Here is a 26,842-nt window from a genome sequence, read left to right as displayed (position 1 = left end):
AGCTGATAGTCAGTGTCCGTGGCAATTGCGCCGGACGGTCACTGTTTCCTTAGAGGGGGGAGCCAATACCTTTTTCTCCCCCTTATGATCCTGTCGATATCCGTCAATTAGCGGCTAGCGAGCTCGAATTCTACACCGAACTATAAGCGGTATGCTTGTTTGGAGGTGTAAATTGAGAAACTTCGCTTCGATACGTGAGCCTGTGATACTTGGTAGCAATCTGGCCGAAGACTGTAGGGGATCGGAGTTCGCTGAGACAGTGAGCGCTCACCAGTTAGTACGTATGTGCCAACTCCCATGCTTAAAAGGCAGCGATCGAGTGATGCCTGTTAAGTTCGGGATTGGATAGAACAGTATACTTTTTGAAAGCGGGAACTTGTTTTTTGGTTTTCAACTTGTTAAGGTGCGTCCCGAGTTTTACCTGCAAGAGGAAAGCTCGCAAGGAAGAAAAAAGTAAAGCACGGAGTGGCTTATGAAAATTGCTGAAAAAACCTCTTATTCAAAAGCTTTGAGCTTTCTGGCTTTAAGCTTTTCGCTCTATCCTGCCGTCTCCTGTTTTAACTATTTATTGATGTGCCACTGATTTCAGAATTCCTGAACTTTTCTTGAAGGGCGCGTTGCTTCGTCTAAGATTTGGTCGCGACTTAACATTAATCATACTTGTGCACATTAAGCATAGGCAAACGCAGGGTCGCTCATAGAATGCCTGCCTGCATCATTTATGTGCTCTGAATTTTTATTATTTAATGGCGTTGGAATGTCCATTGCTATGGAGTGCTCAGTGCAGGCGAATAAGCTGCCGGCTATAGGCAGCCGCGTTGCGCGTGTAATTGCGCGTCACGCTAATCTGTTATTAAGAAACGAAAAATAAGGATGTTACCGCGATGTCAATTCATGAAGTGCTGCGCTCTGGCCTGGATCAGGCAAACTGTTTTTTGGAGCTAACAGAGGGTCGGTCACTGCTTGAGTTGGAGCAGCTGTCACCGCAAGAAGTTAAAGACATGCTCTCCAAAACTAAGCTGCCTGCTTTAATTATTCCGAAAGCGTACGGTGGGCTCCAGCTGCCGCTGAAAGAAGCGCTTGAAGCGGTTGGGTTAGTTGCTGCGGTATGTCCTTCGGCGGCTCTGATGCTTTGTATGCACTATCATGTTGTATCGACCATCGCAATGTATCCCTCCGCGTTTCCGTTTGCGGACATGTTGCTCAACGATATTTCGCTGAACGGTAAGTTGATGGCATCCGCGTTTGCCGAAAGCTCGGGAAATCAAGATATTTTCCACACCAGCGTCGCCGCGAGCGTAAATGAAGAGGGCGTTATTAAAATTACAGGCAGTAAAAAGCCTTGTACGATGAGTAACGTTGCTGACTATTACGCAGTGTCAATCGTTACTGCAGAAGGCTTGCCGGGCATTGCAATTTTGTCCAATGGCGATGCGGGACTTGAACGTAAAGACTTTTGGCCCGGCGATATCCTGCTAGCAACAGACAGCCATGAAGTAATATTTGACGACGTAACAGTTAAGAATGGTTGGGTTGTTTGGGCGGAAAACGAATCGTTCGAGCTCTATCTCAATACCGGTTTGATTAGCTTTAATCTATTCATATGTGCCGCTTACACTGGTGCCTGCCAAGCACTCTCCGAGCGCCTCAGTCCTGGCGCAATGGCGAGCCCATCGATTTTCATTCCTATCAAAGGCGGGCTTGCCCAGTGCCGTTATAGCGTAATGGGAATCGCAGAAAACGTGATGCCGGATAATATTGCATGGCTTGTGCCTGAGGTGTTGGCGTTGCGTTACCAAATCCAGCGCACACTGAAAGAAATCAAAATATGTATCTTTGAAAATTTCGGTGCACAACGCTACCTCTCCGATAACCAGGCACATTATCTTGCTAAGGCTGTCGACTTACTTGCATTCCATCCTGTGACGCGCTTTGGATTCGAACAGCAGATGAGCCAAGGTTGTGAACTGTGAATCTCCAACCCTACCGTCAGTCGATGCTCAAAAAATTCAAGCTCGATTTGGATATCGTACGAAGCAAAGGCTGCTATCACTACGATGCTCAGGGTAAAAAAATATTAGATGGCGTCGCGCAATATGGCGCTTTGCCGTTTGGGCATAACTCCAGCGAGTTGAACGCGATCGCGATTGACTATTTGCAACGTGAGTGCCCGAACTTTATTCAGCCCTTTGTCGCTGCAAGCACCCAGCAATTGGCTGATCGCTTGATCCAGGTCGCAGGCGCCAATTACGAGCAGGTCGTGTTCACTAACACGGGTACAGAAACAGTCGAGGCTGCCCTGAAGTTAAGTCGCCTGAAAACTGGCAGAAGGGCAGTGCTGTCTGCAAAAAACTCGTTCCATGGTAAAACGTATGCTGCACTGTCTGCGACGGGCAGCAAGCGCTATAGCAACCCCGACATTGTCGATGGCGAAAACTACAGTAAAGTGCAGTACAACGATTTAGCAGCGCTGCAGGCGGCTCTGGAAACCAGACGATTTTCTGCTTTTATTGTAGAGCCCATTCAAGGTGAGGGGGGCATGACTCCCGCCGAGACCAACTACCTGGTAGAGGCACAGAGATTGTGCCGAGTTTATGGAACGCTACTGGTATTGGATGAAATTCAGACCGGTCTTGGGCGTTCTGGGGCCGTTTTTGCTGCCCACCGCTTTGGGGTTGAGCCTGACCTCATCCTGCTCTCTAAAGCCCTGGGGGGAGGCATTATCCCCATCGGCGCCATGATCATTAAGCGTGGTGTCTATAGTGCAGAATTCGACAGCAAACATAGCTCTACATTCGCCAACGGCGGTTTGGCATGTGCTGTTGGGCTCGCTGTCATCAATTCATTGATGTGCGAGCAAAGCGCGCTGTTAGAGCATGTCAGGGAATGCGAGGCGATCATCAGCCAGCGACTCGCGTTACTGGCGGATAAATACACCAGCTTTACTTACAGTGGCCTTGGGCTTATGTACGCATTGCATTTTAGTGATCCGGCGACCCAAGGTAACTATATCGTCAGTTATGCGCAGAAAAGCGATTTAATGTCGCTACTGATCTGTGGCTATCTTGTGCACGTTAAAGGCATCTTTTGCATGCCGCTGTTGAATGACGCCGAGCGTGGGAGTATCCGTTTTCAGCCAGCGCTCACTATTAGCAAGTCAGAGTTGAAGCGATTCCTCGGCGCCTTCGAGGAGGTGTGCGAGATTCTGCAAAATAAGCGTTACGACAAGCTAATGGGTTTCCTGGTGGGGTATGTGCCCGCAGCCAGCGATGCGCCAGTGAAAGGTAATGCCAAGAAAAAACCTCGGCCCCGGCCACTGTCGCCACAGCCGGTGAAGGGTGACCATGTGCAGTTCGCATTTCTCCTGCACTCCACGAGTGCCGAGGATATCTGCAGAGGCTTGCCGGAAGCCGTTATTGAATACTTCACCGAAGCGCAGAAGCTTGCGTTGGCGCACTGGTTTTTCTCGTTCGGGCAGATAGAAAACAGTCCTGAAGTTGTATTTGAATTCTCAATGGCAAGCCCTCATGGCCGGGTAGTCAATGGCGCAATGATTTACAGCCCCATCAGTCCGCAAGCGATGCTTAAGCTGAGCCGCGCCGATAAGGCCGATTTGTTGAAAAAGTATCTGCAGAAAGCCCAAGATGTCGGCGCCGTTGTGGTGGGTTTAGGCGCTTATACTTCGGTTATTTCAAAAGGCGGTCTGGACATTGCTGATGCCCCTTTCTGTTTGACCACTGGTAACAGCCTTACAGCTATATCCAGTTGCAACTTGATCCGTGAAGTATTCGGCCCATCGGCTTTGCGCAAGCGCCTGATGATATTCGGTGCTCGGGGGTCTGTAGGTCGTGTCGCACTCATGGATCTATGCCAGTTTTTTGGAAAGATAGACATCGTTGGCAGCATGAGTTCTACGGTCGAGGAGCAGTACATCAATTTGCGTGGTGCGCTGATCGAGGTGCTCCTGCGAGTCGAGTGTCTCAGCGATGAATCCGCCGCCGGGAAGTTCTGGGGCGTTTGCAGGAATCTCGATCTCGAACAGGCGTTGCTTCACTGCCCGGCCGAGCAGGTGCCTGTATTAATGCAATCGATCATGGATGCCGGTACGGCCAGTGGCGTGCAATTCTTCGAGGTCCATATTGGGCTGGAGCACACCGTAATCGCCCAGGACATTGATTGCGTGTACTCGGCTACCAGCGAAGGCAAACCTTTCATCGCCGCCGACGTTTTTCCGAAGACCTGTAAGATTTTCGACGTGGCCCGCCCCTTCGATGTGCTGCGTGAGGGAGGGGCTCGGGAGGTGTACGAGGGAGGATTGGTTACCTTGCCCGATGCACAAGCGATGTTGAGTGACTGCAACATCATCGGCTGTGAGCCTGGGGTGAGTCTGGCATGCCTCTCGGAAACCATATTGCTCAGCATGGAAAATGTAAGTTCCAGTTATAGCATTGGTAAAGAAATTGCCTATGACGAAGCCAAGGAGGTGGGTGAGTTGGCTGCTCGCCATGGATTCAGTCATTACATTGATCGTAAAAAAGATCGCTTGCCAGCTTGACATGGGCCACTGCGCAGCATCTTCGATGAGCCGTCGTTCAGTCTCCAGGGGTACTAAATGGATGTAGTAAATAGTTTTGAAAGTCCGAACACACGGGCAATGGCGCGTGTTGAGTACGGGTTTCTATTGCTCGCGAGCGTCTTGATCACTTTGTACCACTGGGCGGACGTTCGAGTTATTCCGCTGATTATCCTGTTCTCGTATATCGATATTATCGGTTACTTCCCGGGTGCAATTGCGTACAGGCGTTACCAAGGCAAGGTGCCCGACATCTACTATGTTCTGTATAACGGCGCGCATAATTTTTTCACGGCAGCGATAGTTGCCGCGCTGTGGTGCTATTTTGTAGAGGTAGAATGGGCGCTGATGGGGATTCTCATTCATCTATTTGGTGATCGCAGTCTATTCGGAAATGGCTTCAAATCCAGAGCGATGTCGTTCGAGCCACGCATACACCCGCTCTACGCGAAGTTTCAAGCGTTGATGGCACATGAAAGAAAGCTTAACGGTACGGTGGTGGATAGCGCGCGAAAATTTCTCTGGGCTGAGCGGTTTGGGAATCACCCGTCGCTATTCCTGACCCTCAACAGTGGTATCTCGACGTTTACTGTCGAAGGGCTGGCCGGATACCTGCCTTTTCAGGACGATGGTAAGTGCCTGTTCATCCTCACCGGTGTTATTAGCTCTGCGGATAATCGGGAGCCGCTGCTGAAGGCATTCATCAGCCACGCGGTGGAGCATGGCCGGGAATTGTCTTGTGTGCAACTGCGTCGTGATCAAGCCGATCTGTTCGAAAGGCTAGGTTTTCATGTCAACCAGATGGGCTGCTCCTACACACTGGATCTGGAGCGTTTTTCGATGGCGGGTAGCCCCTTCATGAGCTTGCGAAACAAGATCAAGCGAGCCGAAAAGGCAGGGGTCATTGTCAAGGAGTTGGGGGTTGACCTACCTAACGGACCGGACCAACAGCGCATGCTTTCGTCCATTACCGAGGAGTGGTTGAAGGCCAAAGGAAGCAAAAAACTGCTGTCGTTCATGGTCGGCGACCTGGGTGCAAGCGGGCTGGACAAAGAGCGAATTTTCGTCGCCGTACTGCACGACAAGATTGTCGGCTTCATTAGTTACGTGCCAGCCTTTGGCGAATACAACGGGTGGATGCATGACCTGACGCGCCGCGTGTCCAAGTTGCCTCCTGGCACAATGGAATTGGTCAATGTCGAGGCGATCAAGCGCTTCAAGCAAGAGGGCGAGAAGTACCTGAATTTTGGGCTGACTCCCTTCTATGGTGTGACGGATGAATTTGATACGTATTCCTCGCGCAGCCGTCTGTTGAGATGGATATTGGGCGCGTTGGAAAAGCAGGGACAGCGCATCTATCCCGCAGCCAGTCAGGTGGCTTACAAGTTGAAGTGGCAGCCAATGTCAGTGACACCTGAGTACTTCGCCACCTATGGAAAGTTCCGTGTTGGAATTCTGCTTCGGTTGATGAAGTTAACTAACGCTATCTAGGTGTATTGAAATGGACTTCACATCAAACCTCGTATGGAGTCGTACGGGGGCCGAGATTTCCTTGCCATCACTGTGCGCGGACGCAGAGTGCGATCATCTGATTATTGGTGCGGGGTTGGCAGGGTTGTCTGCGGCTTACCACATATTGAAAAAGTTTGGGTCGCGCCGCAAAGTCATCGTGGTCGATGCCCATCCTCTAGGCAGTGGAGCCAGTGGCCGAAACTCAGGGATGATAGGGCCAGGTATTGGCAAGCAATATCACCTTTTGGTGAAACAGTATGGTGACGTCAAGGCTCGTCAGATTTTCGTCCACACCCTGGACGCACTTAACTACAGCACGCAGTTGATTCGCGACGAAAAGCTGGGTTGTGATTTGTTGATGGGTAGCCAGTTCAAAGTGTCCACCAACGCGGCCAATGATAGACAACTCCAGTTGGAGGGCGACGCGTTGATTGCAGCGGGTTTTGACGTAGAGACCTACGATCGCAAGGCTATCAAAGGGATTGTCGATAGCCCGGGTTACCTGTCGGGGCTCGAGTATAAAAATACAGCGACCATTGACCCTGTGAAGCTCGTAGTGTCTTTGGCCAAGAAAATCCTGGCCATGGGTGGAGAGATTTACGTCAACACTCGGTGTGCCGAGCCTCAGGAACATTTCGTTGAGGCGAATGGGCATTCCCTGCGCTTTTCGAGGGCGTTGTTGGCGACGAACGGTTTTACCCCCTCGTTGAATCGGTTGCGCGGACGAGTGATGCCCATATCGACTTCGCTGATGCTTTCTGCGCCGTTACTGCCTGGTCAAATGGCACAACTTGGGTTACAGCCGAACAACGCGATCATCGATGTACGAAGAATCTTTAATTACTTGCGCATCACGCCTGATCATCGTTTGTTGTTCGGCGGAGGGGAGCCATTTTATTCCACAGATTCTGTATGGAAGCGGCAACGCGATGGAGAACCGGAGTCCTACAAGGTCTATGCAGGCCTGAGCGAAGGGCTGAGCAAGTTTCTACCTCAACTGGCTGATATCAGTATTGAAAAAGTCTGGAGCGGAACCATTGGCGTCACGCTAGATAACTATCCCGTCGTTACCCGTGGACAATCGTCGGTCGACAGTTTTGTGGGGTGCTGCGGGCACGGCTTGGCCTTGTCGTTGGCCAATGGCGCGTCCTATGCAAACTGGCTGGAAGCATTTTCTTGTTCACCCGACTTGCCCTGGTATCGCAGCAGCGCCCCTTATTTGGCACCGCCGGCGTTATTACCATTGGCCTCTAGCTCATACATCAAGTTCTTGCGTTTGGCGGATGGCCTGAGTAGCACTTGAGTCGTGGGAGGAATAATTAAATGCCAGGAGGGCAGAAACAGTGGATTATAAAAAACGCTCGCCCGCACTAAGTATTCGCGGGTTGTATTGCGCTCTATTTGAACATATTCAAAGTATTCAAGGGTTCGGCAGAGCGCGTGCGCACTTTGTATCCAGCCTGTTTCTTTTATCCGTTAGTTTTTTCCATGGGGTCGACGTATTGCGTCGATGGATGGGCGGCTACCAGAGCAGTTACAAGGACAGTACCGCGCATTTCTACCTGACGTGTCGTGGAGGCTTGCCGTTTTATAATAATTTCCCGCTGGTCTTTTCAATGGGTCAGGAGCATGAGGCAGACGTCGAGCGTTTTACCCGTCTGATTTCTGCTATTCATCAAGCCTGCTTGGCGAGCGACGACGTTGCCCGGGCTTTTCGTATTTGGCGTTCACCAAGGGCTTTTTGCGACGCACTGGTCTGCCCTGACACTTACCCCTATTTCGCCATTTTGCACGCTGGCGCTCTATTCAAGGTGCCAGTGGATGCCTGCCTGGATCTTGGACATCTTCGAACGATATTGATCGACATCATCTTTAAACCGAACCCTGAAGACGTCCATGGCGCAACCCTGACTTTGTCGGAGTGTGCGTCCTATCGTCGTCATGGGTGGTCTACCATTTCGGTGCGTCTACAGGCTGATCCGGTGGCGGGTGAAGGGCTAAGGGTGTTGCGCCAGTGCAGTTTCCTGCTTTGTATTGATCCGGCGGGGAGTAATGACAGCGCTTCGGGGCGTCTTGTCAATCTAGATAATCGGTTTGCCGACAAGGCATTGCAGGTGTGCGCGCGCCTTGGCAGCAATGAAGTGCTCGTGCTCTGCGAGCATGCAAGCCTTACTGGCGCTCAAGCGGCATCAATAGTCTCGACAGTCCAGCAGAATCAGAATGCTCCGTCGCAGCTCCCGGGCGTCTTGATTCAGGAAGAGGTGGCTCGCTATGACAACGCTGTTGCGCAGGCACAGTTGGGGCGTGTAAAGGTGGCTTCGATCAAGTCTTATCTAGACAACCAACTGCGAAGCGTTGAGCACCGTGTGCTTTGTATAAAGGATCTGGACCTGAGCGCGGTTAGGCGGCGGCGTATCTCGTTAGACATGTTGGTGCAGCTGGCCATTTATGAAGCTTATAGAGAAACGACCGGGTCGCCACCGACCCTGTTCGAACCTGTTGCACTGGACCATTTGCCTGGCCGTGCACTTGATTTCATCAATCCGGTAAGTGCCGCCTTCAAACGTTATAAGTCAGCGGCAAGTTCACAACAGAAAGTCGACGTGCTCGTGCAAGCGACGCAAGCGCATAAACGAGCCATATCGCACTCCAAGCAAGGCTTGGGATTGCTTTCCCATCTCTTGCAGATCAGTTACTTGCGCTGGGCCGGTGGAGCGACCAATGCGATCGTCCAGCGGGTGATGAAGTATTCAGTGCTGGCTGGTCTACCGGCATTTCGCTTTATCTATGACAGAACCATTATGGCGTCCAACGGAGGCAGCCAAAACGCATTGCTGCAGTTTGGAACGCTTTGCCATGTACCTGGAATGTTAGGCGTTGGTTATCTGATTAAGGAAGACTCGGTGAGTTTGGATCTTCTGCTAAACAGCTTATTGCACCCGCCTGTATCGCTAGATCGGTTTTCCGCATGCCTGGCATACCAATTGAAAAGCAGCATTGCTGTCGCGCAATCTTAATAAATAGGCTTGGTTTATGAAAGAAGGGAAATATGCTGTCGTTACCGGAGCATCCTCCGGTATTGGCTACGCGCTTAGCCAGGAGGCGGCGAGCAGTGGTTATAATCTGATCATGGTTGCCAATCATAAAGAGCGACTAAACTATGCTGCGGAGCGTCTTGCTGCGAACTATCAAGTGACGGTTAAGTGTTTGAGTTTTGATTTATCGAATGCTGATGAGTTAAGCCAGCTGATATTGCACCTTTCGCCATATCTTGAAGTGATAGAAGTGTTTATCAATAATGCCGGTGTCGGTCGCGGAGGCAGTTTTTTGGACACCGATGTGGTCGATCATAGTGCGCTTATTGAAACTAATGTCCGCGCACTTACGGTATTGAGCCATTTTATCGCACAACATTTTGTACGCCGGGGTAAAGGCTACTTGCTAAATGTCGCATCTTTAGCTGCATTTCAGCCCGGACCTTATTATGCAAACTATTACGCCTCAAAAGCCTATGTCTTGCACTTCACTGAAGCATTGGCGGTGGAACTGCGCAAGAAGGGCGTGAGATGTGCAGCGTTGTGCCCAGGTACGACTCAGACGGCATTTCATCTAAGAGCCGGGTCGGTGGATACAGGCCTCGCTAAGGGGTTGTTCGGTATTGTCATGAGCCCGGAAGAAGTGGCGAGGATCGGTTTCAAAGGCCTGTTAAGTAACCGTGTGGTCATTGTCCCCGGGCTGGTGAATAAGTTGGCTATGCAGTCGGTTCGTATCAGCCCTCGTTGGCTGGCTCGGCAAATCACCGCGATGATCAATCAGTAACTCGTAATAGGTAGGCCCAATGCTTTCCTTTTTTAAGAAAAAACCTCCCTTTGTTGGTCAGGTCGGCAGTACGCCATGTCAGTTGCACCGGAAAAATACGATCTTGGATAGTCTTCTGGAGCAAGGTCTTGACGTGCCGTATTCCTGTCAAGTTGGCGCATGCCAGAAATGTCTTGTGAAAGTAGCGCATGGACAGGCTAGATCGCTGATTGATTTAAGCCACTGCCTGACACCCTCTCAGATTGCACAAGGGTATGTCTTGGCCTGCCAAGCTGTACCGCAAAGTGACGTCCATCTGGATTTTCTGCATAAGCTCAGTGACACGACAAATCTGCTGTCGGCACGTATTGAACATATTGAGCCGATGAACGAATACATTTCCCGAGTGACATTATCCAGCCTTTGTGTCGCTCAGGTAGGGCAGAGCGTTATGCTGACTATACCGGGGGCAACTGACGGTCGAAGTTATTCTATTGTCAGTACAAGTCCGGGAAGATTGGCTGTAGATGTAGCACGAAGAGAAAGCGGTTTTTATTCGCAGTGGCTATCTGATAACGCTCACATCCATCACGACTTGAACGTCAGCGCCGCATTTGGGCAATTTGGAGCTTCTCTAGACGACTGGCCTAAAGAAACCGATCGTTGTGTTGCAGTCGCGGGTGGTTCAGCGTTGGGTATGGTGCTGGGAGTGCTTGAGGGGCGGTTGAGAAAGTATCCCAAGGCCTCCGTGCTATTAATGCATGCAGTGCGCTATTCCTCTCACTGTTATGACGGAAGGCGCCTTGAGGCGATGAAGAAAAAATACCCGGCCTTTGATTATCGTGTGGCGGTTTCAAGAGAATCCAGTTCCAGCAGTGCTACGAACGGTGAGCGTGTGCCTGCAATATTGCATGAGATGTTTCGGGCAACGGAAGGCGATCGGTTAAAAGGAACGGAACGTTTCCTGATGTGTGGCTCTCAATCCCTGGTCAATGCCTGCCTGGACGTATTGAAGATGCATACCGTGAAAAACCATCAGTGGGAAATTGAGTCGTTCGGCAAATAATTGAACTGGGTAGGTGATACGTGAAGTATTTAAGATTCTCGGCGGTGCCTTTACTTTATATGCCCCTGTTGGTGTTCTCGACCTTGTGGGGTGGGTGGGCGCCCTTACTAAACTTGTTGTTCATCTTTGCATGCTACTTTGTGCTCGATCGATTTTCTGATCTCGGCGATGTTCAGGATGCCGGACGTTGGTCGTTTGTTCTCGACGGGCTTATGTATGTATATATCGTCCAGTCGCTGATCGCGGTAGGCGCGGTGTTGCTCGTGGCCGGCGGACATGCTCATGAAGCTATGCAAGCGCTGGCCCGTCTGGTTGATACGCCGGCGCTGGCTGAACGACAATGGACGCTCTTACAGGTTGTTGTCGCTTCCGTGAGCACAGGGTTCGTACTCAGCATCAATATGGTGGTGGGACATGAACTGACCCACCGAACAATCAGCAAGCTTGACATGGCGGCGGGCAATCTAGCCTTAGCGATCGTTGCTGACAGCCAGTTCGCCATTTCCCACGTACATTGTCATCATAAAAATGTTGCGACAACTCAGGATGCAGCGACAGCGCGTCGCGGTGAAAGTATTTATCGGTTTATTGTCCGCTCGTCCTGGGAGCAGTATGCCGAAGCCTGGGCATTCGAGAAGGCGCGGTTGAACAGATTGCCGAGATCTGTCTACGGCCTAGGGAATAGACTGATGCCAGGCTTCATCCTCACGCTGCTGATCATCGCTATCTCAATATATGTCGCAGGTGCAATGGGTTTTGCGTGTTATCTAATTATTGTGGTGACCTCGAAAGTTACTTATGAGTGCACTAATTACATTCAACATTATGGTTTGGTGCGTGTGCCAGGTAGTAAGGTCAGGCCAGCCCACAGCTGGGATTGCCGCAGCCTATTTTCATCCGCGGTTTTGCTGAATTTGACTCGGCATTCGGATCATCATGCTAACCCAAACAAAAAATATTGGTCGCTGGGTAGTCTTGAAAGCCCGGTACTGATTGAGCATGGTTACGTTGTGCAAATTTTCCGCTCGTTGTTTCCACGCTATTGGTTTCGAGTGATGGAGAAAAAACTGGAGCATTGGGAAAAACATTATGCCACGGCTGAGGAAGGAGCAATCATGTCTGAACAGCGTCGTCAGTGGAGAAAGCAGAATGTTTAAATATAGTAAATTCGATGGCGTGCTGGTGGCTTTGAGTTTGGCGCATATTGCTTGTTGGGTCGTACCAGTCGTGTGGTTTAACGAACTGTCGATTGCGAGTCTGCTCATTCTGGCATTGGCCAACATTCTATTGATGTGTACCAACTATCAATGCGTGGCACATAATTTTATTCATAATCCGTTTTTCAAGTCGCGCCTGGGTAACTTGGTGTTTTCAGTGATCAATACACTGGCGCTGGGCATGCCGCAATCGTTCTACAAGGCACACCATATCAATCACCACGTTTTCAATAACGATGGGTGGGTGGGCGATCAGCCGCCAAAGGACAGATCATCGCTTTATTTATACGGCAGTGACGCTGGCGAGGAGAGTGCATTGCGCTACACGCTGCTCAGTTATTTCAGGCTGTCTGTCACCGAGTTGTTTAAAGATGCCTATCAGCGCGTCGGCGCACTGGTGATGATCGAGATCAGCATCCTAGTCTTTGCAGTCACTCTAACGCTGATCTATCAGCCGCTGGCGTTTGTGCTGTTTGTGATTCCTGTTCATTACCTCGGGACGTCGATGGCTTCACTGGAAAACTATGCAGAGCATCACGGCTGTGACCCGGCCAATAGCATGAGTAATTCCGTGAGTAGCTATTCACGGTTATACAATTTGCTTTGGTTCAATAATGGCTATCACCAGGAACACCATTGTATGCCAGATATCCATTGGTTTCGGTTGCCTGAGACCAGAAGCAAGATGCTGGATGAGCGCGAGCGTAAGGTCATCCGCGGAAGCCATTTTTTCAGTGTGTTCAAGGAGTCGTAAGCGTGGGTAATTGCAAGTTTTTTAATCTTCTTTATGAGGCTGTTGGCCACATTCGCTCGGAGTCGCTTGTCATTCTTGATTCGCTTGAGGGCGAAGAGTCTCTGATGAGTCTGCTTATTCCTTCTTTGGGCCTGGACTCGGTTGAAATCTTTGAACTTGTGGGCTATTTGGAGGATAACTCTGGCGTTGAAATTCCGGAGTCGAAGGTGTTCTCATTCAAGACTGTTGGTGAACTGAAAGCGTTCATGGCGCTGAATTGAGTTTGGGATTAGCACCCGTTTGTCATGCATCGCCGACCTGCGACGTGGCATGGGTGGCGTACTATTTTCCATAAGTACCCGGCAAGGAAGGAGGGGTCAACGTGACCGACAGAAATTTTTATAACATTCCGAATACTGAAGAACGCTGTTTTGCAAAATCTATAGTTGAAGTGTGTCAGTGGCGAGGTATTCACCAGTCCGACAGTATTGCTTATCGCTTCCTCAACAATGGTTTGGATGACTGCGAAACGTTGACCTGTGGTCAACTGCTCGCACGCCTGCGGTCTATCGCCGGGCACTTTGACGTAGGCGATGGCGGAGAGCGGGCTATCCTTCTATTCCCATCAGGGTTCGACTATATATCAAGCTTTTATGCATGCATTTTCGCCGGGATCGTCGCGGTGCCAGCTTACCCAATGGTTTCGCACTCCGAACATGTAAGGCTGCGGGTCATCATTAGGGACTGCAATCCTCGGTATATTCTGACCACCTCTGCTTTGAAGGACTCTCTGCTCCAGTGGCTGGAAAAAGAGGGGCTCACACACACGACGTTCAGGATTATTGTCGTCGATGAAGTGGCTAACTCGGACGTCGAGCCACGTCATGTCATAAGTCCAGGTGAGATTGCCTTCTTGCAATACACTTCTGGGTCTACGGGAAATCCCAAAGGCGTCATCGTCACCAATCAAAATCTGCTCCATAACTCCACGGTCATCTATCGTAAGTTCGAGCATGATGCCCATAGCTCTGTCGTCAGTTGGCTACCGCCTTTTCACGACATGGGGCTGGTGGGCGGCATTATTCAGCCAATGTTTGCAGGTTTTACCGCCAACATCATGTCGCCGATGACATTTTTGCGCAGGCCGTTGCGCTGGCTCCAGGCAATCTCGCTGTACGGCGCAACGTCCAGCGGCGGGCCAAATTTTTCCTACAAATTGTGCGCTAAACACTCCAACAGCAAGCAAATGGAAGGTATTGATCTCTCCTCCTGGAGGGTTGCCTTTAACGGCGCTGAGCCTATTCATGCGCAGACACTCAAGTCATTTTCCGAGCAGTTCGCGCCATACGGTTTCAGTCACGAAGCTTTTTATCCCTGCTACGGACTTGCTGAATCGACACTCTTCGTTACCGGTGGTAGCCCCCGTGAGGTGCATCAGCAGATCACTATCGATAGCGAGCAGCTCTCTCTAGGGCGGGCCGTGCCTGTTGTCGAACGGCCTGACGTAAAGACGGTAGTCGGTTCCGGGCAAGTATTGGGCAATGAAGTCTTGATTGTGGATCCCCAGAGCCGCCGAGTTTTGAATGATCGGGATGTGGGTGAAATCTGGGTATCAGGGGCAAGCGTTGCTCAGGGTTACTGGCAGCGTCCCGAAGAAAGCGAGGTGGTTTTCCAGGCCATGACCGAGGATGGGCGAGGGCCATTCATGAGAACAGGTGACTACGGATTTTTTGATGCGCAGGAGCTGTTCATTACCGGGCGTTTGAAGGAGGTCATCATCATCAATGGGAAAAACTATTTCCCATCAGATATCGAAGGGTCCGTTCAGGCGCTGTCCAGTGTTTTCAAAGCAGATGCGGGAGCCGCCATTTCCATTGAGGCGCAGGGTGAGCAACTCATCGTTATTCAGGAGATTGAGCGTTCACAGCGCCATGTCTATTCAGTAGAAACACTTGAATCGATGATCAAGGAGCACTGCTTCACCGTGCACGGGATTCGACCCCATGAAGTGATTTGCGTAGACCAATCACATATCCCCAAAACTACCAGCGGTAAGATAAAAAGACTTCAAGTTCGTCAAGACTATATACAAGGAAAATTTCGGGGTGCTCAAGCATGAGCGGCCAGCTGAAACACTTGGGTGACAGTGGAGAATAACGTGCTCAGTTCATCAGAAAAGCGAAAGTTATTTGATATTGTTCAAGGTTTTGCTCATGAGCGGATTGGGTACTCATATTTCTGCCTGATATCCACGGTGGTAATTTTATTTTCTGCTTATTCCGTGATTGCGCTCTCGGATGATATCATTCTTAGCATATTGGGGTGTGCCGCGGCTGTGGCGTTGAATATTAGATTGTTTGTGATTTATCACGACTATTGCCATGGCGCGTTGTTGAAAAATACAAACATTATAGTTAAAGCCATCCTGGGTTTTTTTGGACTTTTCATCTTCTTTCCGCCGGCACAATGGACGCGTAGTCACGATGAGCATCACCGTACCAACTCGATTCTGAATTTTGGTACGAACTCAATGGCCGAGAGCTACCTGTCCGGCTACTTCATGGTTGTGAACACTGAGCAATGGGCCGCATTTTCGCCAAGGCAGAAGGCGCTGTACAAACTCAGGCGCTCCGGTTTATCGATGGTGTTGGGGCTATTGGTTTTCTTCGTGCTGCCGACGCTCGCTAGAGGCTTCATTGATTTTCGCCGCTGCTGGACGTCCTTCATGTCTGTGCTTCTCCATAGCGTATTGCTGCTAGGGCTTTATCAGTTCGCGGGCAGCCTGAGTGTGCTCCTCTATATCTCGTCGCTACTGATTGCCACTGCAGTGGGGAGCTACCTTTTCTATGCTCAGCACAACTTTCAGGGCGCGAAGTTTTACGCGACGGCAGAATGGGATTATTTGGATGCGGCATTCGACAGTACATCGTTCTTCAGTATGTGCCGGCTGGGGCACTGGGTGACGGCCAATATTGGTTATCATCAAGTGCATCACGTCAATGCAAAGGTGCCTTTTTATCACCTTCCGGCGGCGATGTCGGCTATTGAGGGGATTGCGAAAGTGCATCGGACAACCTGGCGTATAGCCGATATTACAAGCAATCTGTCGTGTCATTTATGGGACGAAAAAAGGCAGCGTTTCATTCGTTATGAAGAAATAAACATGCCTTATGGATGCGATTTAAAATAGGAGAGTCATCGTGAATTACAAAGATAAAATTACCGCATCTTATGGCGATTTCAATGCGCCTGAGTTTAACGGCACGCTGCCGCTTAAGTTATTTCGCACTGCGATGAAATTCAGTGAGATTTGCGCGCCTGGCTTCACAAAAAGAAAAATGGAGAGTCTTTTGTTTCAACCGCGTCGCAAGAATAACGATCCTAGGGATCGCTTCCTTGTAAGCGCATCGGTGTCAGGGGACTTTGCGATCAAATCGGACGTTTCTTGCAAGTACTACCTGTGGGGAGGAGAGCGCCCAGACGTTCTTCTGGCGCATGGCTGGGAGTCGAAGGCGTCGCATTTTCGCACGTTGATCGAGTTGCTGACCCGTCGCGGACTGTGTGTTGCGGCTTTCGATGCGGTCGCTCACGGTCAATCCGGAGGCGATGAAGCGGATATGCTGGACTTTAAGGAATGCATTACGCACATGGTCGGCCTGTATGACAGTATCAATTGCGTAATTGGCTACAGTTTTGGCGGAATTGCCGCAGTTAATGCTGTGAAAGCCGGCCTCCCCATCAAGCGCCTCGGGCTGATCAGTTCGCCTTCCAGTTTCTATGGTGTGTTCGAGAAAGTGTCGGCTCAGTTGCGGCTGACCCGGACCATGCAAGCGCACTTGTCGTCCGTCGTGCTCGACCGCTATCAGTTGCAAGGTGAAAACTGGGACTTTTACAGCGCTTACCGGGGAGCCGAAGCCATGTCCATTCCATTGGTCGCGTTGCATGATACCAACGACACTTACGTCAATAAAATCGAGAGCGAATTGCTCGTCGAAGTTTGGCCAGGTGCCAAGCTAATATTAACCTCGGGCCTTGGGCATCGTGGCATTATTCGCTCCACCTCGGCCCTTGAGCAGTTGTGTGATGCCTTGCTAACCAGCTGAAACCGGAACTTGACGCCGTCCTCAGGGTGGCGTCGCGTTAGCTAGTAGGAGAATCAAAGACGACAGAAGGTTATAACTTTGTTGTTATTTGCCTGTTTCTACCCATGAAGTGATTGGTTGGATCAATGGCAAAGCATTTTCAGATTTGGACATCTCCGGACATAGCATACTGTATCCGTGATAACAGGCTCTTGATACACCTCAAAAACAAGTCCAGATTTGAGTCTTTTCCTGCTTCGGCAAGAAAATAAACCCCTTAGATTTCAATGGGTCTGACGCCAGATGCGAGTCTCGTTTCCCGCTCCAAATATTGCGCTACAGAGTTCCACTGAATTCTGTAAGTGATTGAAATCAGGGCCTTTAGGCCCTTTTTTTCGTTCCGGCGGGAACCACTGAAATCCAGTACTATCCGGTGCGTTTAAGTCCAGGATTAAGTCCAGAATCCGGACATGCCCTGAATCGGTTTGTTGCTGGAGCAGTTTGCGCAGCGAGATGAGTATCTGGCCCTGACTCTGTTCAGGAGCTCGCGATGGCACTCTCAGAAATGACAGTTCGGCATGCCCGAATCACCGGTAATGGCTACACCCTCGGTGACAGTGATGGTCTCACTCTCAATGTGACGGCCAGAGGCGGCAAAGTCTGGCTCTTCCGTTACTACTGGGCAGGCAAGCAGAAGCGCATGTCCTTGGGTTGTTACCCACAAATCTCCCTCAAAGAAGCCCGTGCCCGACGTGACGAGGCGCGAGCCTTGGTCGCCCAAGGCATCAATCCCTATGAGCACCGTAAGCAACAGCGCCGTGCTGTTCGTTTTGCGGCAGAGCATACCTTCGAGGCCGTGTTCAATCAGTGGGTGGAGTTCCGCATGCTGAGCCTGAAGGAGGGGCGCCAGAGCACACTCTCGCAGATATTGAGAATCTTCAAAAAAGACCTCCTGCCAACGCTCGGCAGGCGGTCCATCTACGGCATCAATCGCCACGACCTGATGCACCTCCTGAGCGGAATCGAACAACGCAAGGCGTTAACGACAGCGGAAAAATGTCGGACCTGGTTCAAGCAATTGTCCGCTATGCCCTGGTGAAGGTGGAGGGGCTTGACCAGAATCCTGCGTCGGACCTTGATGTGGTAGCGCTTCCGAAACCCCCTGTCGCACATAATCCCTTTCTTCGTATGGACGAGCTGCCTACATTGCTGGCCGCGCTTCGAGATTACGGTGGTGCGAACCAAACACGCCTAGGTCTTCGCTTGTTGCTGCTAACGGGGGTGCGTACCGGCGAGTTGCGCTTGTCGACGCCCGACCAGTTTGATCTAAGGCAGCGGTTGTGGATCATCCCGCCGGAAGTGGTGAAACAGCTTCAGATGGGGATGCGCAGGGCGGGGAAGCAGACCTCAAACATACCGCCTTACATCGTGCCATTGTCGGTCCAGGCGCTTGAAATCGTGCGCGAGATGCTGAGTCAAGTTGTCCCCGCGCAGTGTTATTTGTTAGCGCACCGGAGCGACCTAAGCAAGCGCATTAGCGAGAACACCTTGAATGGGGCGTTGCGTCGAATGGGGTATGCCGATCAACTCACCGGGCATGGGATGAGGGCCACGATTTCGACGGCGCTTAACGAGATTGGCTACCCCAAGGTATGGGTTGATGCGCAGCTTTCTCATGCCGATTCAGGCAAGGTGAGTGCGGCCTACAACCACGCGGAATACGTCGAGCAACGTCGGACCATGATGCAGGATTGGGCGAATAGATTGGACCTTTGGGGGCAGGGTAAGCCGAAAGCAGCAAGCTCTCCGCTGACTATTCGTTTGTAGGGCGCAGCCTCGCTGCCCTTACTGGAAAACTCTAAGGGAAATGTCGTTCTTTACAGCAGCAACTTTGCTGCGGCGACCTCATCGACGATGCTGGTAGGTAGCGAGAAAGGCCCCATGAGGCCCAACCAATCGCCTGTCGTGCCCGTTCCAATACAGACTGAAAAGCCTCACAAATCTCACGTGTCTGAAGCCCAGCGTGAACGGACCGAAATGTTGGCCACGTTTGAAGCTTCGAGTAATTTGCCGCTGCTGGTCTTCGCCAGACTGGCAGGCAAATCCCGCGATCAGATCAATCGGGATATTAAGGCTCGACGTCTTCTGTCCCTGAGCTTGGGGAATCGTGGTCAGCGCATTCCGGACTGGCAGCTTGATGCGTTACGGCACAAGTTGGTGCTCACGGTATTAGCGCGGTCTCCGGATGTGGATGCATGGAGGCTTTATCGGACGCTGTGTAAACCTCATGAGCGGCTAAAGGGTCATTCGCCAATCGATGGGCTCACCATGGATAATTTCGAAATTACCATGCGGATTGTCTGCAGGACCCTGAGCTCGAGCTGAGGTGCTGTCTTCGAGCGGTGACAACGGATGTAGCCGCTGGCTTGAGTGCATCTGGCGAGGGCTGCTCCAGGATACGTGGAATTTATTCTGTTTATCTACAACACATTCCAAGACAAGCGTTTGTCACCTGTCGGAACAGCACCCTTTGTGCTACAGGGCCTGACGTTTTCGCTCTATGGCGCCCTTATCAAGCGATGGCAGGTCGGCCCGGTTCTCGGCAACGCTGTCGTCTCTCCGGTTTCCTGCGTGCCTGCGCTCATCGCTCATGCAGCAATGCCGACCGGTTTCGCTAACCCAACGATTGCCGAGTATCTGCATGGGCGATTCGATCGACGCTATCGAAGCGCCGAGCTGTTGAGCCGCTCCGCTTCCCCAAACTCCCGTAACGGTTGCCCGGTGGCCTCGATGCGGTCGCGTCTTGACAATGAGGATGATGAGCATCATCCTCATTGTCAGCGACCAGATGGTCTGCGCCCCCGACACCTCCGGCGCCCAGCGCCTTAGAACGAAGGAATCTTTCGAATGAATGCTCCACTGACCCAGTTCATGATTACCGAGGCAGCGCCGGGATACTGGCGAGTGACCTTCAACAATCCGCCGATCAACCTGTGCGATCCGGAGACCCTCCTAGAGCTGCAGGAGATCGTCGGCCTCATCGAGTCCGATGACACGTTGCGGGTGGTCGTGTTCGATAGTGCTGACCCGGACTTCTTCGTTAATCACTACGACGTCTCCCGGGTTGCCGATTTTCCCCTGACGCCGGGGCCGACCGGTCTGCCAACATTCGTCGATGCCACGACACGGTTAACCATCTCCCCGGTCGTGACCATTGCGTCGATTCGAGGTCGCACGCGCGGCGGGGGTTCTGAGATTGCTCTGGCATGTGATATGCGTTTTGCCAGCCAGGAGCGCGCGATCTTCGCTCAGATCGAGGTCGGGGCAGGCGTCTTTCCGGGTGGTGGCGGAACCGAGCGCCTGCCACTCCTCGTCGGACGGGCCAGGGCGCTCGAAATCGTTCTCGGCAGCGACGATTTCGACGCAGCAACGGCAGCGAACTACGGGTGGGTGAATCGTGCACTCCCCGATGACGAGCTTGACGCCTTCGTCGACAACCTCGCTAGGCGCATCGCGTCCTTCGACAAACCTGCGCTCGCCGAGGCGAAGCAGCTGATCAATCGTAGAACCCTGCCGTCCGCGGAGGACCTGATGCAGACACAGGACGCTTTCCTTAATGCGTTCTCTTGGCCGACTGTCCATGAGCGGGGAGCACGAATCGCGCAAAAGCGCGACGAAGTGGGTCTTGATTTCGAGGCACGCATGGGTTATCACCTCGGCAATCTCAGTACCGAAACCCGATAACAGCAACTGCAGCGCCAAAGAGTGGGGTCGAAGCCTTGGCGTATATTCGCTTGAACTGGATCGTTACCAAAATCGTTAGGATATAACTAGTGTTGCATCGGGAGGAGTGTCCCATTCATGGGTAGTTCGAAAGCAGACAAGGCGGCAAGCCACGATCGAATTGTCGACATCGCTGCGGCTCGAATGCGCCGCAGTGGCATTAACGGTTTCGGAGTAGCGGAGCTGATGCGGGAAGCCGGCCTGACGCACGGCGGCTTCTACCGTCATTTCGAATCTCGAGATGAACTGGTCGGTGCCGCGGTGGAACGCGCTTTGGCTCAGGGAAGTGCACGGACTGTGGCTACGTCCGGCCAAGGCGGCAGACGGGCGCTCGAAGCGATCGTCGACGATTACCTCAGTCCAGCCCACCGCGCGCATCCTGAAGCCGGATGCGCAGTGGCCGGGTTGGCTGAGGGCATTTCGCGCGCGGATGACCGAACTCGCTCGGCCTATGGACGTCAGGTCGAGCAGTACATCGAGCTTCTGGCCGCGTTGACGCCGGGTACGGACGCCGCTGGTGATCGACTTCGCGCCTGCTTGGTACTCAGTGCACTGGTTGGTGCCCTTGCCATGGCGCGAGCAATCGGCGACGGGGGCCTGTCCGACGAAATCCTCTCAGGCACCGCGACGGCACTCAAGGAGCTCTAGGCAGGATCGACATCCAGCGTAACCAGTTCATGACGGTAGCGAGGTAGGCTGGATCATCCCCAGTTAGACTCCATGCACTCCGGTCCGCCAAAGCCTGACCTGTGCCGCAGGTTTAGAGCATGGTGTTGCTGTTGTCAGCTATCCCGGGGATCGGCTGCCGGTTCAGTCGATGGGGCAAAAAAGTCAGAGTTTGATCCTGCCTTGATTCGCTCGGCATGTTTGTCTCCTAGAGAATTCCGGTGGCCTGGGTCAGTAACCAGATACCGACCACCAGCAATCGGGCACCCACCGCTACGGTCAGGCCAAACTGTCCCCAAGTCTTACGTCCTGCGTGGATCTCCGAATAGGTGGTATAGGCGTGGTAGCAGACCCCGATAAACATGGAGGCAATTACCAGCAGTGCCACCAGCATTACGATGTCGTAGCCGTAGTTCTGCAGCGTCGTGAGAATGCTATCCCCGGTACCGCGCGACGGGTCTTCCAGTGATGGCAGCCCGCCTAGCGCCCAGGTGGGTGACAGCAACACCGCAGCCACACCTGCCATGTACACAATGGGGAGACCTTGATCGAAGTGCTTCATACAACCTCTCTCAAGACAGCAGGAAATAGGTCAGCACCACATACATCACGGCAAATCGCACCGCGACGCCCAGCAGCTGCCGCTGGCTCAGCTTGTGCTCAGCCCAACCGACATAGGCTGTGCGTAATGCCCATACGCCCCAAACCAGCAGTACGGCGAACACCATGCCTAGCAGCAACGTGGCACTCGCGTCGTGTGTGAAACCGCCATGGGCCAGGAAGGCTGACGCCTGATCGGCGCTGAGGCTCATGGGGGCCACCTCCGTGTCTTGACGATAGTCTCCCTGCAACGGCAAGGGATCGCGCGGTTGTGCACGTTGGGGGCTCAGGTGGTCCTGGACGCCTTGGCGTATACGTTGCACGTCGTTGCGGAGGCGTTTGTAGTCGAAGTGGTAGCGGGAGGTTTCGTCACGGGGTAGGCGGGCGCTGTCTTCGGCTAGGCCTTCAATTAAGTTTAGATGGCGAAGCAACAGTGATAGACGAGCAGACTCTGTGGCTGTGCCGGAAGCAGGCCAAAGCACTGACGTCAGCGTTAAGCCGATGGCCAGTAAATGTTGATGCCATTGGTGAACACCTCGATATCCCAACATTTACTAAAATCCCTGAAAAACAGGAGTAAATGTTGCATCTTTGGCTGTAAGCGTCCGGCAGACACACCTTGACCACACCATTCTCCCCCGTGCTCCTCAAAACCACGCTCATTTGCAAGGCTTTAGTAAGCGCTTGGTTAAGTCACCGTGGTTCGGAATTCGCGCTTAGAAAACTCAATAGATAGTGAAGTGGGACGCCTCAGACCTCGGCAGATGGTGCGGATAAGATAAAGATTCGGTCGTCTTGGATTACCAGACCCATTCTCCGCGCCTTAGCTTCGGTTATCAGCGCCCATTATCAGACTGAGGAGCTTTTTAGCAGGTCAACTCCGAGCGCGAGAACGTTCGTTCAGCTACTGCCCTTATGCTGATGAGGTTGCCAGATTTGCACGGGCCCACTCCTCAGCGGTCGTGACTTGAGTCGACTGCTGCGCGTTGAAAGTGCCTGCTTTAGGCCAGGCCACGCCTCTGCCCTGGGCGAACACAGCGCGGTACTTCTTGATGTGATGCGTTGGGTCTCTCTCCAATTCTTGGAGCAAGTACGGAACAGTCCACACGTTACGTTTGAACGGGCGACCCAGTACACGTTCGAGGAGGCTCGCAACCTCTCCGTACGTCACTGTATCTCCCGAGAGGTACACAATCTGATCGCGGAAGCGAGGTTCGAAGAAAACAATTTCCGCTGTCAACGCACCAATGTCTTCTGGAGTCGTGAGCGTCACGCTGGTCTCAAGACTGCCTAGCGCGTTCACGGTATCGTTTTCGAAGTCAACCACCTCGAATACTGGCTCGAATAGAAAGCTGGTGAACATACCCGTCGAGATGATTACCCATTCAGTTTTATCCTGGGCGCGAAGCAATTCGCGTACATCAAGCTGAGCATCGAACAGATCTTGAGGACTGCCCCGACCGATTACCTCGAAGTCGACACCAAACTGCCAAGGAAAGTAGCGCTTCACACCGGACTTGAGAGCTGCTGTAGCCAGCTTCATCGGGGTTTCCCGGCCTGCAACCATGCCTGCGCAGCCTATTACGGTATCGAACCGTGCGAACACTTCAGCCAACTGATCGATTGAATTATTCACGAGATCTGCGGCCACCATCTGGATGCCAAGACCTCGAAGCTCATCGATTTCGACCTTTTTCTCGGGCACCTGAGTGTTGATGGTCGAATCCCTGAGCAGGACGCTGATTGTGGAGCCGGGCGCGCGCTTTGCTACTCGCGCAAGATTGCGCAGAACCGGCAGCCCAAGCTCACCGGCGCCTAGAACGAGAATGGATTGGGGGGAAAGCTGGGTCACTTCGGTCATGATTTCTCCTGAGACCTGTTGCCTGTAAGATGAACAAATGCTTGCACGATTAGGCAACGTTCGTAAGAAGGCACACCTGTGATACCAGAGAATGAAATGACCGATCAGGAGGCTCTCAGCCAGGCAGAAACAATTTGCCGAACGCTTAGAGAAGACGATGATGGCGTCAGACGAGAAGTGCTTGCTCACGCAGGTAGCCGCTGGTCGTTAGGTATTCTGCATGCCCTGGGGGTTTACGGCACGATGCGCCATGCCGAAATAAAAAGGCAGATGACTGGGGTGACTCAGCGGATGTTAACCAAGACGCTACGCTCCATGGAGCGGGATGGGCTAGTGGTTCGGCGGGAGTTCGGTGAGATTCCGCCACGTGTCGAGTATGAGCTGACGCCGCTGGGTATGGGACTGTTGATCCGCATGTCACCTATCTGGACTTGGGTTGTCGAGAACGTTGAGGATTTCCGCAAGGCGCGGCGTATTTTCGACAGTCAGGATGACAAAAAACCCGCATGGCAAATACCTCCATCGACACCATTAGATTCAGACGCGTCGGACTGAATGTAGCTCATAGCGTGTTAGGAGCCCTGTGCCCATTGATGCGGTAGTAATTGGTCAATTGCACTGGCCCTCTGTGTCGGCAACCGCGTCAGTACATCCTTGAGATACGCGAACGGATCATGCCCATTCATGCGTGCCGATTGAATCAAGCTCATAATTGCCGCCGCTCGTTTACCGCTGCGCAGTGATCCGGCGAAGAGCCAATTCGAACGGCCAAGGGCCCAAGGCCGGATCGTATTTTCGACCCGATTGTTGTCGATGGGCACAGCACCATCATTGAGGTAGCGCGTCAGCGCTACCCAGCGTTTCAGGCTGTAATCCAGAGCCTTGGCTGTGGCCGAGCCCTCGGGCACAAGTTCGCGCTGAGCCAGCATCCACTCATGCAACTTCTCCGCGATAGGAATCGCCATTTCTTGACGTAATCGCCAGCGATCTTCATCGCTCATCTCTTTGGCCTTTCGTTCAACCTCGTATAGGCCGCCGATTGAGTGCAGCGCCTGTTCGGCCAGTTGGCTTTTGTTCGCCACATGCAGGTCGAAGAACTTGCGGCGAGCATGGGCCATGCAGCCGATTTCGGTGATGCCCCCTTCGAAGCCGGCCTTGTAGCCTGCGAAGCCATCGCAGACCAGCTTGCCGTTCCAAGTGCCCAGGAAGTTGCGCGCATGTTCGCCAGCACGGCTCGGGCTGAAGTCGTAGACTACCGCCTTCAGTGCCGAGAATGGTGTCGTGCAGTAGGCCCAGACATACGCTCGGTGCGTTTTCTTTTCACCCGGTGCCAGCATCTGCACGGGTGTTTCATCGGCATGGACGACTCGCTGGGCCAGCACTGCCTCGCGCAGTGCTTCCACGAGCGGTTGCAGTTGTACGCCGGTTTGACCCACCCACTGCGCCAGTGTCGAACGGGCGATGGGCAGCCCGGCGCGGCCGAAGATTTTCTCTTGGCGATACAGCGGCAGATGGTCGGCGAACTTGGCCACCATGATGTGGGCCAGCAGGCCTGCGGTCGGGACGCCTTTGTCGATGACGTGCGCCGGTACCGGCGCCTGGATTAGCGTTTCACACTGCTCGCAGGCCCACTTTCCACGGATGTGACGCTCGACGGTGAATACGCCGGGCGTGTAGTCGAGCTTTTCGCTGGCGTCTTCGCCGATGCGCTTGAGGGCGCAGCCGCACTGGCAGTGGCTGTTGTCCGGTTCGTGATGGATCAGTGTGCGAGGAAACTGCGGTGGCAGCGGTGCGCGCTTGGGTTGCTGGCGCACTTTGGCTTCGACAGGTGCCGGTTGCAGCGCCTCAAGTTCGGCTTCGATAGCGGCGATATCCGTATCGATCAAGTCGTCGAGCAGGCTGGCTTGATCCGGGCTCAACTGCTCGCTGCGCTTGGCAAACTTGAAGCGTTTGAGCAGCGCGATCTCGTGGGCCAGTTTCTCGTTGACCGACTTGTGATGAGTGATTTGCTTGTCCATTGTCTCGACGCGCTGGATCAACTGCGCCGCCAGGGCACGCAGCTGTTCAGGGTTTAATTGATCGAGATTTGGATGCAAAGTCATGCCGCCGATTTTGCCAGAGAGGGCTGATGGCGACGATAGACTGATGGGCCAATTGCGCTGGCAAGCACGCCATGGCAGATGTTAAAGCATCGAGATGATTCCGCCTGCACCGACGCGCTGCCAAGGTAAACCGAGCACCAGGGCCTGAAGTTGCTCGGCATCCAACTCAACTTCGGAGCCGTGTCGCACACCCGGCCAGAAGAAGCGTCCTTGATTCAAACGCCGGGCGGCAAGCCAAATCCCCACGCCGTCATGCACCAGCACTTTCATTCGATTGGCGCGGCGGTTGGCGAACAGATAGGCACAGTGCGGCTTCGCCGCACCGAACACCGCCACGACTCGTGCGAGCGCGGTTTCAGTGCCGGCGCGCATGTCCATGGGCTCGGTGGCGAGCCAGATGGAATCGACGCGGATCATCGCAGCAGGTCTCGTAGGAAAGCAGAACACGCCGCTGCATTTTCTGCTGGCCAACTCACCACGACTACACCTTTTGGATGCGGCACTTCGATTCGGATCGTGGCAGGAAGGGCCTGATGCATCGGCACCGGCGGCGAAGTCTTGACCGGGATGAAGGCAGTTTGCAGTGCCAGGTTTTTCTGCGCATGCACCCGAATCCATTTATGGACGAGGTTTGCATTGAGGTTGTGGGTCAAGGCGACATTGGCAATTGAAGTGTCAGGATGGGCGCACTCAGTAATGACCTGGGCCTTGAAGGACTTGGAATAGGAACGGCGTTCTTGTGGCATGGGCGTCCGCTTAAAAAGGCTAAAAATGGTGTCCACTTAAATTTAGGTGGACACCATCGCCTTAACCGATGGCATCAGGAAGATGTGTTGCTCGGACGGTTAC

At 52.8% G+C, this 26,842-nt stretch carries 22 protein-coding genes and 2 pseudogenes; 17 read left to right on the top strand and 7 right to left on the bottom strand.

The genetic code is table 11. The features are described 5' to 3' along the window. The first annotated feature begins 884 nt into the window (after window positions 1–884). The 16 genes and pseudogenes from BFP99_RS14595 to BFP99_RS14520 all read left to right on the top strand — a co-directional run bounded on the left by BFP99_RS14595 (window position 885) and on the right by BFP99_RS14520 (window position 21,412). Window positions 885–1,973 carry an acyl-CoA dehydrogenase family protein gene (locus BFP99_RS14595; RefSeq protein ID WP_065926217.1) on the top strand — a complete coding sequence of 363 codons (1,089 nt, stop codon included), beginning with the start codon at window positions 885–887 and terminating at the stop codon, window positions 1,971–1,973. Further along, window positions 1,970–4,555, top strand: coding sequence for an aminotransferase class III-fold pyridoxal phosphate-dependent enzyme (locus BFP99_RS14590; protein ID WP_065947533.1), 2,586 nt, complete (start codon window positions 1,970–1,972; stop codon window positions 4,553–4,555). Before BFP99_RS14595 ends, BFP99_RS14590 begins: the two co-directional genes overlap by 4 nt. 57 nt (window positions 4,556–4,612) lie before the next feature. Further along, a complete protein-coding gene (locus BFP99_RS14585; RefSeq protein ID WP_083221186.1) occupies window positions 4,613–6,064 on the top strand; it encodes a DUF2156 domain-containing protein in 1,452 nt (483 codons plus the stop codon). 10 nt (window positions 6,065–6,074) lie between these two features. Further along, entirely contained in the window at window positions 6,075–7,388 is a 1,314-nt protein-coding gene (locus BFP99_RS14580) for an NAD(P)/FAD-dependent oxidoreductase (protein WP_065926214.1), read from the top strand. A gap of 40 nt (window positions 7,389–7,428) precedes the next feature. After that, entirely contained in the window at window positions 7,429–9,102 is a 1,674-nt protein-coding gene (locus BFP99_RS14575; RefSeq protein WP_141690776.1) for a choline/carnitine O-acyltransferase, read from the top strand. Between the two features lie 16 nt (window positions 9,103–9,118). Beyond that, complete coding sequence (locus BFP99_RS14570) at window positions 9,119–9,904, top strand: SDR family NAD(P)-dependent oxidoreductase (RefSeq protein WP_065947531.1); 786 nt, start codon at window positions 9,119–9,121, stop codon at window positions 9,902–9,904. Window positions 9,905–9,923: 19 nt separating this feature from the next. After that, complete coding sequence (locus BFP99_RS32025; RefSeq protein ID WP_083221185.1) at window positions 9,924–10,949, top strand: 2Fe-2S iron-sulfur cluster binding domain-containing protein; 1,026 nt, start codon at window positions 9,924–9,926, stop codon at window positions 10,947–10,949. Window positions 10,950–10,969: 20 nt separating this feature from the next. Next, window positions 10,970–12,106 carry a fatty acid desaturase gene (locus BFP99_RS14565; protein ID WP_137213038.1) on the top strand — a complete coding sequence of 379 codons (1,137 nt, stop codon included), beginning with the start codon at window positions 10,970–10,972 and terminating at the stop codon, window positions 12,104–12,106. Further along, window positions 12,099–12,920, top strand: a complete 822-nt coding sequence (locus BFP99_RS14560; RefSeq protein WP_065947530.1) for a fatty acid desaturase family protein — start codon at window positions 12,099–12,101, stop codon at window positions 12,918–12,920. Before BFP99_RS14565 ends, BFP99_RS14560 begins: the two co-directional genes overlap by 8 nt. Window positions 12,921–12,922: 2 nt before the next feature. Continuing rightward, the gene (locus tag BFP99_RS14555) at window positions 12,923–13,180 is read left to right on the top strand and encodes an acyl carrier protein (protein WP_065926209.1); all 258 of its coding nucleotides are present in this window, start codon (window positions 12,923–12,925) and stop codon (window positions 13,178–13,180) included. A 101-nt stretch (window positions 13,181–13,281) separates the two neighbouring features. Next, the gene (locus BFP99_RS14550) at window positions 13,282–15,018 is read left to right on the top strand and encodes a fatty acyl-AMP ligase (RefSeq protein ID WP_083221183.1); all 1,737 of its coding nucleotides are present in this window, start codon (window positions 13,282–13,284) and stop codon (window positions 15,016–15,018) included. A 39-nt stretch (window positions 15,019–15,057) separates the two neighbouring features. Then, window positions 15,058–16,089: a fatty acid desaturase family protein gene (locus BFP99_RS14545; protein WP_176719694.1), complete on the top strand. Its 1,032-nt coding sequence runs from the start codon at window positions 15,058–15,060 to the stop codon at window positions 16,087–16,089. A 10-nt stretch (window positions 16,090–16,099) separates the two neighbouring features. Next, entirely contained in the window at window positions 16,100–17,002 is a 903-nt protein-coding gene (locus BFP99_RS14540) for an alpha/beta hydrolase (protein ID WP_065947528.1), read from the top strand. A 529-nt stretch (window positions 17,003–17,531) separates the two neighbouring features. After that, a pseudogene (locus BFP99_RS14535) lies at window positions 17,532–19,366 on the top strand (tyrosine-type recombinase/integrase). 522 nt (window positions 19,367–19,888) lie between these two features. Next, window positions 19,889–20,725, top strand: coding sequence for an enoyl-CoA hydratase/isomerase family protein (locus BFP99_RS14525; RefSeq protein WP_065926206.1), 837 nt, complete (start codon window positions 19,889–19,891; stop codon window positions 20,723–20,725). A gap of 117 nt (window positions 20,726–20,842) precedes the next feature. Next, entirely contained in the window at window positions 20,843–21,412 is a 570-nt protein-coding gene (locus BFP99_RS14520) for a TetR/AcrR family transcriptional regulator (RefSeq protein WP_065926205.1), read from the top strand. A 226-nt stretch (window positions 21,413–21,638) separates the two neighbouring features. Here BFP99_RS14520 and BFP99_RS14515 read toward each other — a convergent pair whose 3' ends face one another. The 4 genes and pseudogenes from BFP99_RS14515 to BFP99_RS14505 form a co-directional block, all read right to left on the bottom strand. Beyond that, window positions 21,639–21,956 (bottom strand): TIGR03745 family integrating conjugative element membrane protein, encoded by a 318-nt coding sequence (locus BFP99_RS14515; RefSeq protein ID WP_242001102.1) that lies wholly within the window; start codon window positions 21,954–21,956, stop codon window positions 21,639–21,641. A gap of 46 nt (window positions 21,957–22,002) precedes the next feature. Continuing rightward, entirely contained in the window at window positions 22,003–22,242 is a 240-nt protein-coding gene (locus tag BFP99_RS33435) for a TIGR03758 family integrating conjugative element protein (protein ID WP_065926203.1), read from the bottom strand. A 30-nt stretch (window positions 22,243–22,272) separates the two neighbouring features. Further along, window positions 22,273–22,581, bottom strand: a pseudogene (locus BFP99_RS33430) (RAQPRD family integrative conjugative element protein); the annotation flags it as partial. 362 nt (window positions 22,582–22,943) lie between these two features. Continuing rightward, window positions 22,944–23,891 carry an aromatic alcohol reductase gene (locus BFP99_RS14505; protein ID WP_065947525.1) on the bottom strand — a complete coding sequence of 316 codons (948 nt, stop codon included), beginning with the start codon at window positions 23,889–23,891 and terminating at the stop codon, window positions 22,944–22,946. A 96-nt stretch (window positions 23,892–23,987) separates the two neighbouring features. Between BFP99_RS14505 and BFP99_RS14500 the strand changes: the two genes are divergently transcribed. Beyond that, the gene (locus BFP99_RS14500; protein WP_003429427.1) at window positions 23,988–24,446 is read left to right on the top strand and encodes a winged helix-turn-helix transcriptional regulator; all 459 of its coding nucleotides are present in this window, start codon (window positions 23,988–23,990) and stop codon (window positions 24,444–24,446) included. A gap of 17 nt (window positions 24,447–24,463) precedes the next feature. On the opposite strand, the gene BFP99_RS14495 is transcribed toward BFP99_RS14500, so the two are convergent. From BFP99_RS14495 to BFP99_RS32805, 3 genes are all read right to left on the bottom strand, one after another. Beyond that, window positions 24,464–25,993 (bottom strand): IS66 family transposase, encoded by a 1,530-nt coding sequence (locus tag BFP99_RS14495; RefSeq protein WP_042944682.1) that lies wholly within the window; start codon window positions 25,991–25,993, stop codon window positions 24,464–24,466. Window positions 25,994–26,074: 81 nt separating this feature from the next. Further along, window positions 26,075–26,410, bottom strand: a complete 336-nt coding sequence (tnpB, locus tag BFP99_RS33615) for an IS66 family insertion sequence element accessory protein TnpB (RefSeq protein WP_003177794.1) — start codon at window positions 26,408–26,410, stop codon at window positions 26,075–26,077. Next, window positions 26,407–26,739 (bottom strand): IS66-like element accessory protein TnpA, encoded by a 333-nt coding sequence (locus BFP99_RS32805; protein ID WP_003173944.1) that lies wholly within the window; start codon window positions 26,737–26,739, stop codon window positions 26,407–26,409. The genes tnpB and BFP99_RS32805 overlap by 4 nt, the downstream gene beginning before the upstream one ends. Window positions 26,740–26,842 lie beyond the last annotated feature (103 nt).

This window comes from Pseudomonas sp. 1 R 17 (assembly GCF_900067035.1).
Taxonomy (GTDB): Bacteria; Pseudomonadota; Gammaproteobacteria; order Pseudomonadales; family Pseudomonadaceae; genus Aquipseudomonas; species Aquipseudomonas marginalis.
Note: the sequence above shows the minus strand (reverse complement) of the source record. Positions and strands in the feature narration are given on the sequence as shown.

Bases quoted from the DNA above. Each gene is read 5' to 3' on its own strand.
- BFP99_RS14525 (WP_065926206.1), top strand. From the start codon at position 19,889: ATGAATGCTCCACTGACCCAGTTCATGATTACCGAGGCAGCGCCGGGA.
- BFP99_RS32805 (WP_003173944.1), bottom strand. From the start codon at position 26,739: ATGCCACAAGAACGCCGTTCCTATTCCAAGTCCTTCAAGGCCCAGGTC.
- tnpB (WP_003177794.1), bottom strand. From the start codon at position 26,410: ATGATCCGCGTCGATTCCATCTGGCTCGCCACCGAGCCCATGGACATG.
- BFP99_RS14515 (WP_242001102.1), bottom strand. From the start codon at position 21,956: ATGGCAGGTGTGGCTGCGGTGTTGCTGTCACCCACCTGGGCGCTAGGC.
- BFP99_RS32025 (WP_083221185.1), top strand. From the start codon at position 9,924: ATGCTTTCCTTTTTTAAGAAAAAACCTCCCTTTGTTGGTCAGGTCGGC.
- BFP99_RS33435 (WP_065926203.1), bottom strand. From the start codon at position 22,242: ATGAGCCTCAGCGCCGATCAGGCGTCAGCCTTCCTGGCCCATGGCGGT.
- BFP99_RS14595 (WP_065926217.1), top strand. From the start codon at position 885: ATGTCAATTCATGAAGTGCTGCGCTCTGGCCTGGATCAGGCAAACTGT.
- BFP99_RS14585 (WP_083221186.1), top strand. From the start codon at position 4,613: ATGGATGTAGTAAATAGTTTTGAAAGTCCGAACACACGGGCAATGGCG.
- BFP99_RS14570 (WP_065947531.1), top strand. From the start codon at position 9,119: ATGAAAGAAGGGAAATATGCTGTCGTTACCGGAGCATCCTCCGGTATT.
- BFP99_RS14500 (WP_003429427.1), top strand. From the start codon at position 23,988: ATGACCGATCAGGAGGCTCTCAGCCAGGCAGAAACAATTTGCCGAACG.
- BFP99_RS14520 (WP_065926205.1), top strand. From the start codon at position 20,843: ATGGGTAGTTCGAAAGCAGACAAGGCGGCAAGCCACGATCGAATTGTC.
- BFP99_RS14580 (WP_065926214.1), top strand. From the start codon at position 6,075: ATGGACTTCACATCAAACCTCGTATGGAGTCGTACGGGGGCCGAGATT.
- BFP99_RS14495 (WP_042944682.1), bottom strand. From the start codon at position 25,993: ATGACTTTGCATCCAAATCTCGATCAATTAAACCCTGAACAGCTGCGT.
- BFP99_RS14505 (WP_065947525.1), bottom strand. From the start codon at position 23,891: ATGACCGAAGTGACCCAGCTTTCCCCCCAATCCATTCTCGTTCTAGGC.
- BFP99_RS14560 (WP_065947530.1), top strand. From the start codon at position 12,099: ATGTTTAAATATAGTAAATTCGATGGCGTGCTGGTGGCTTTGAGTTTG.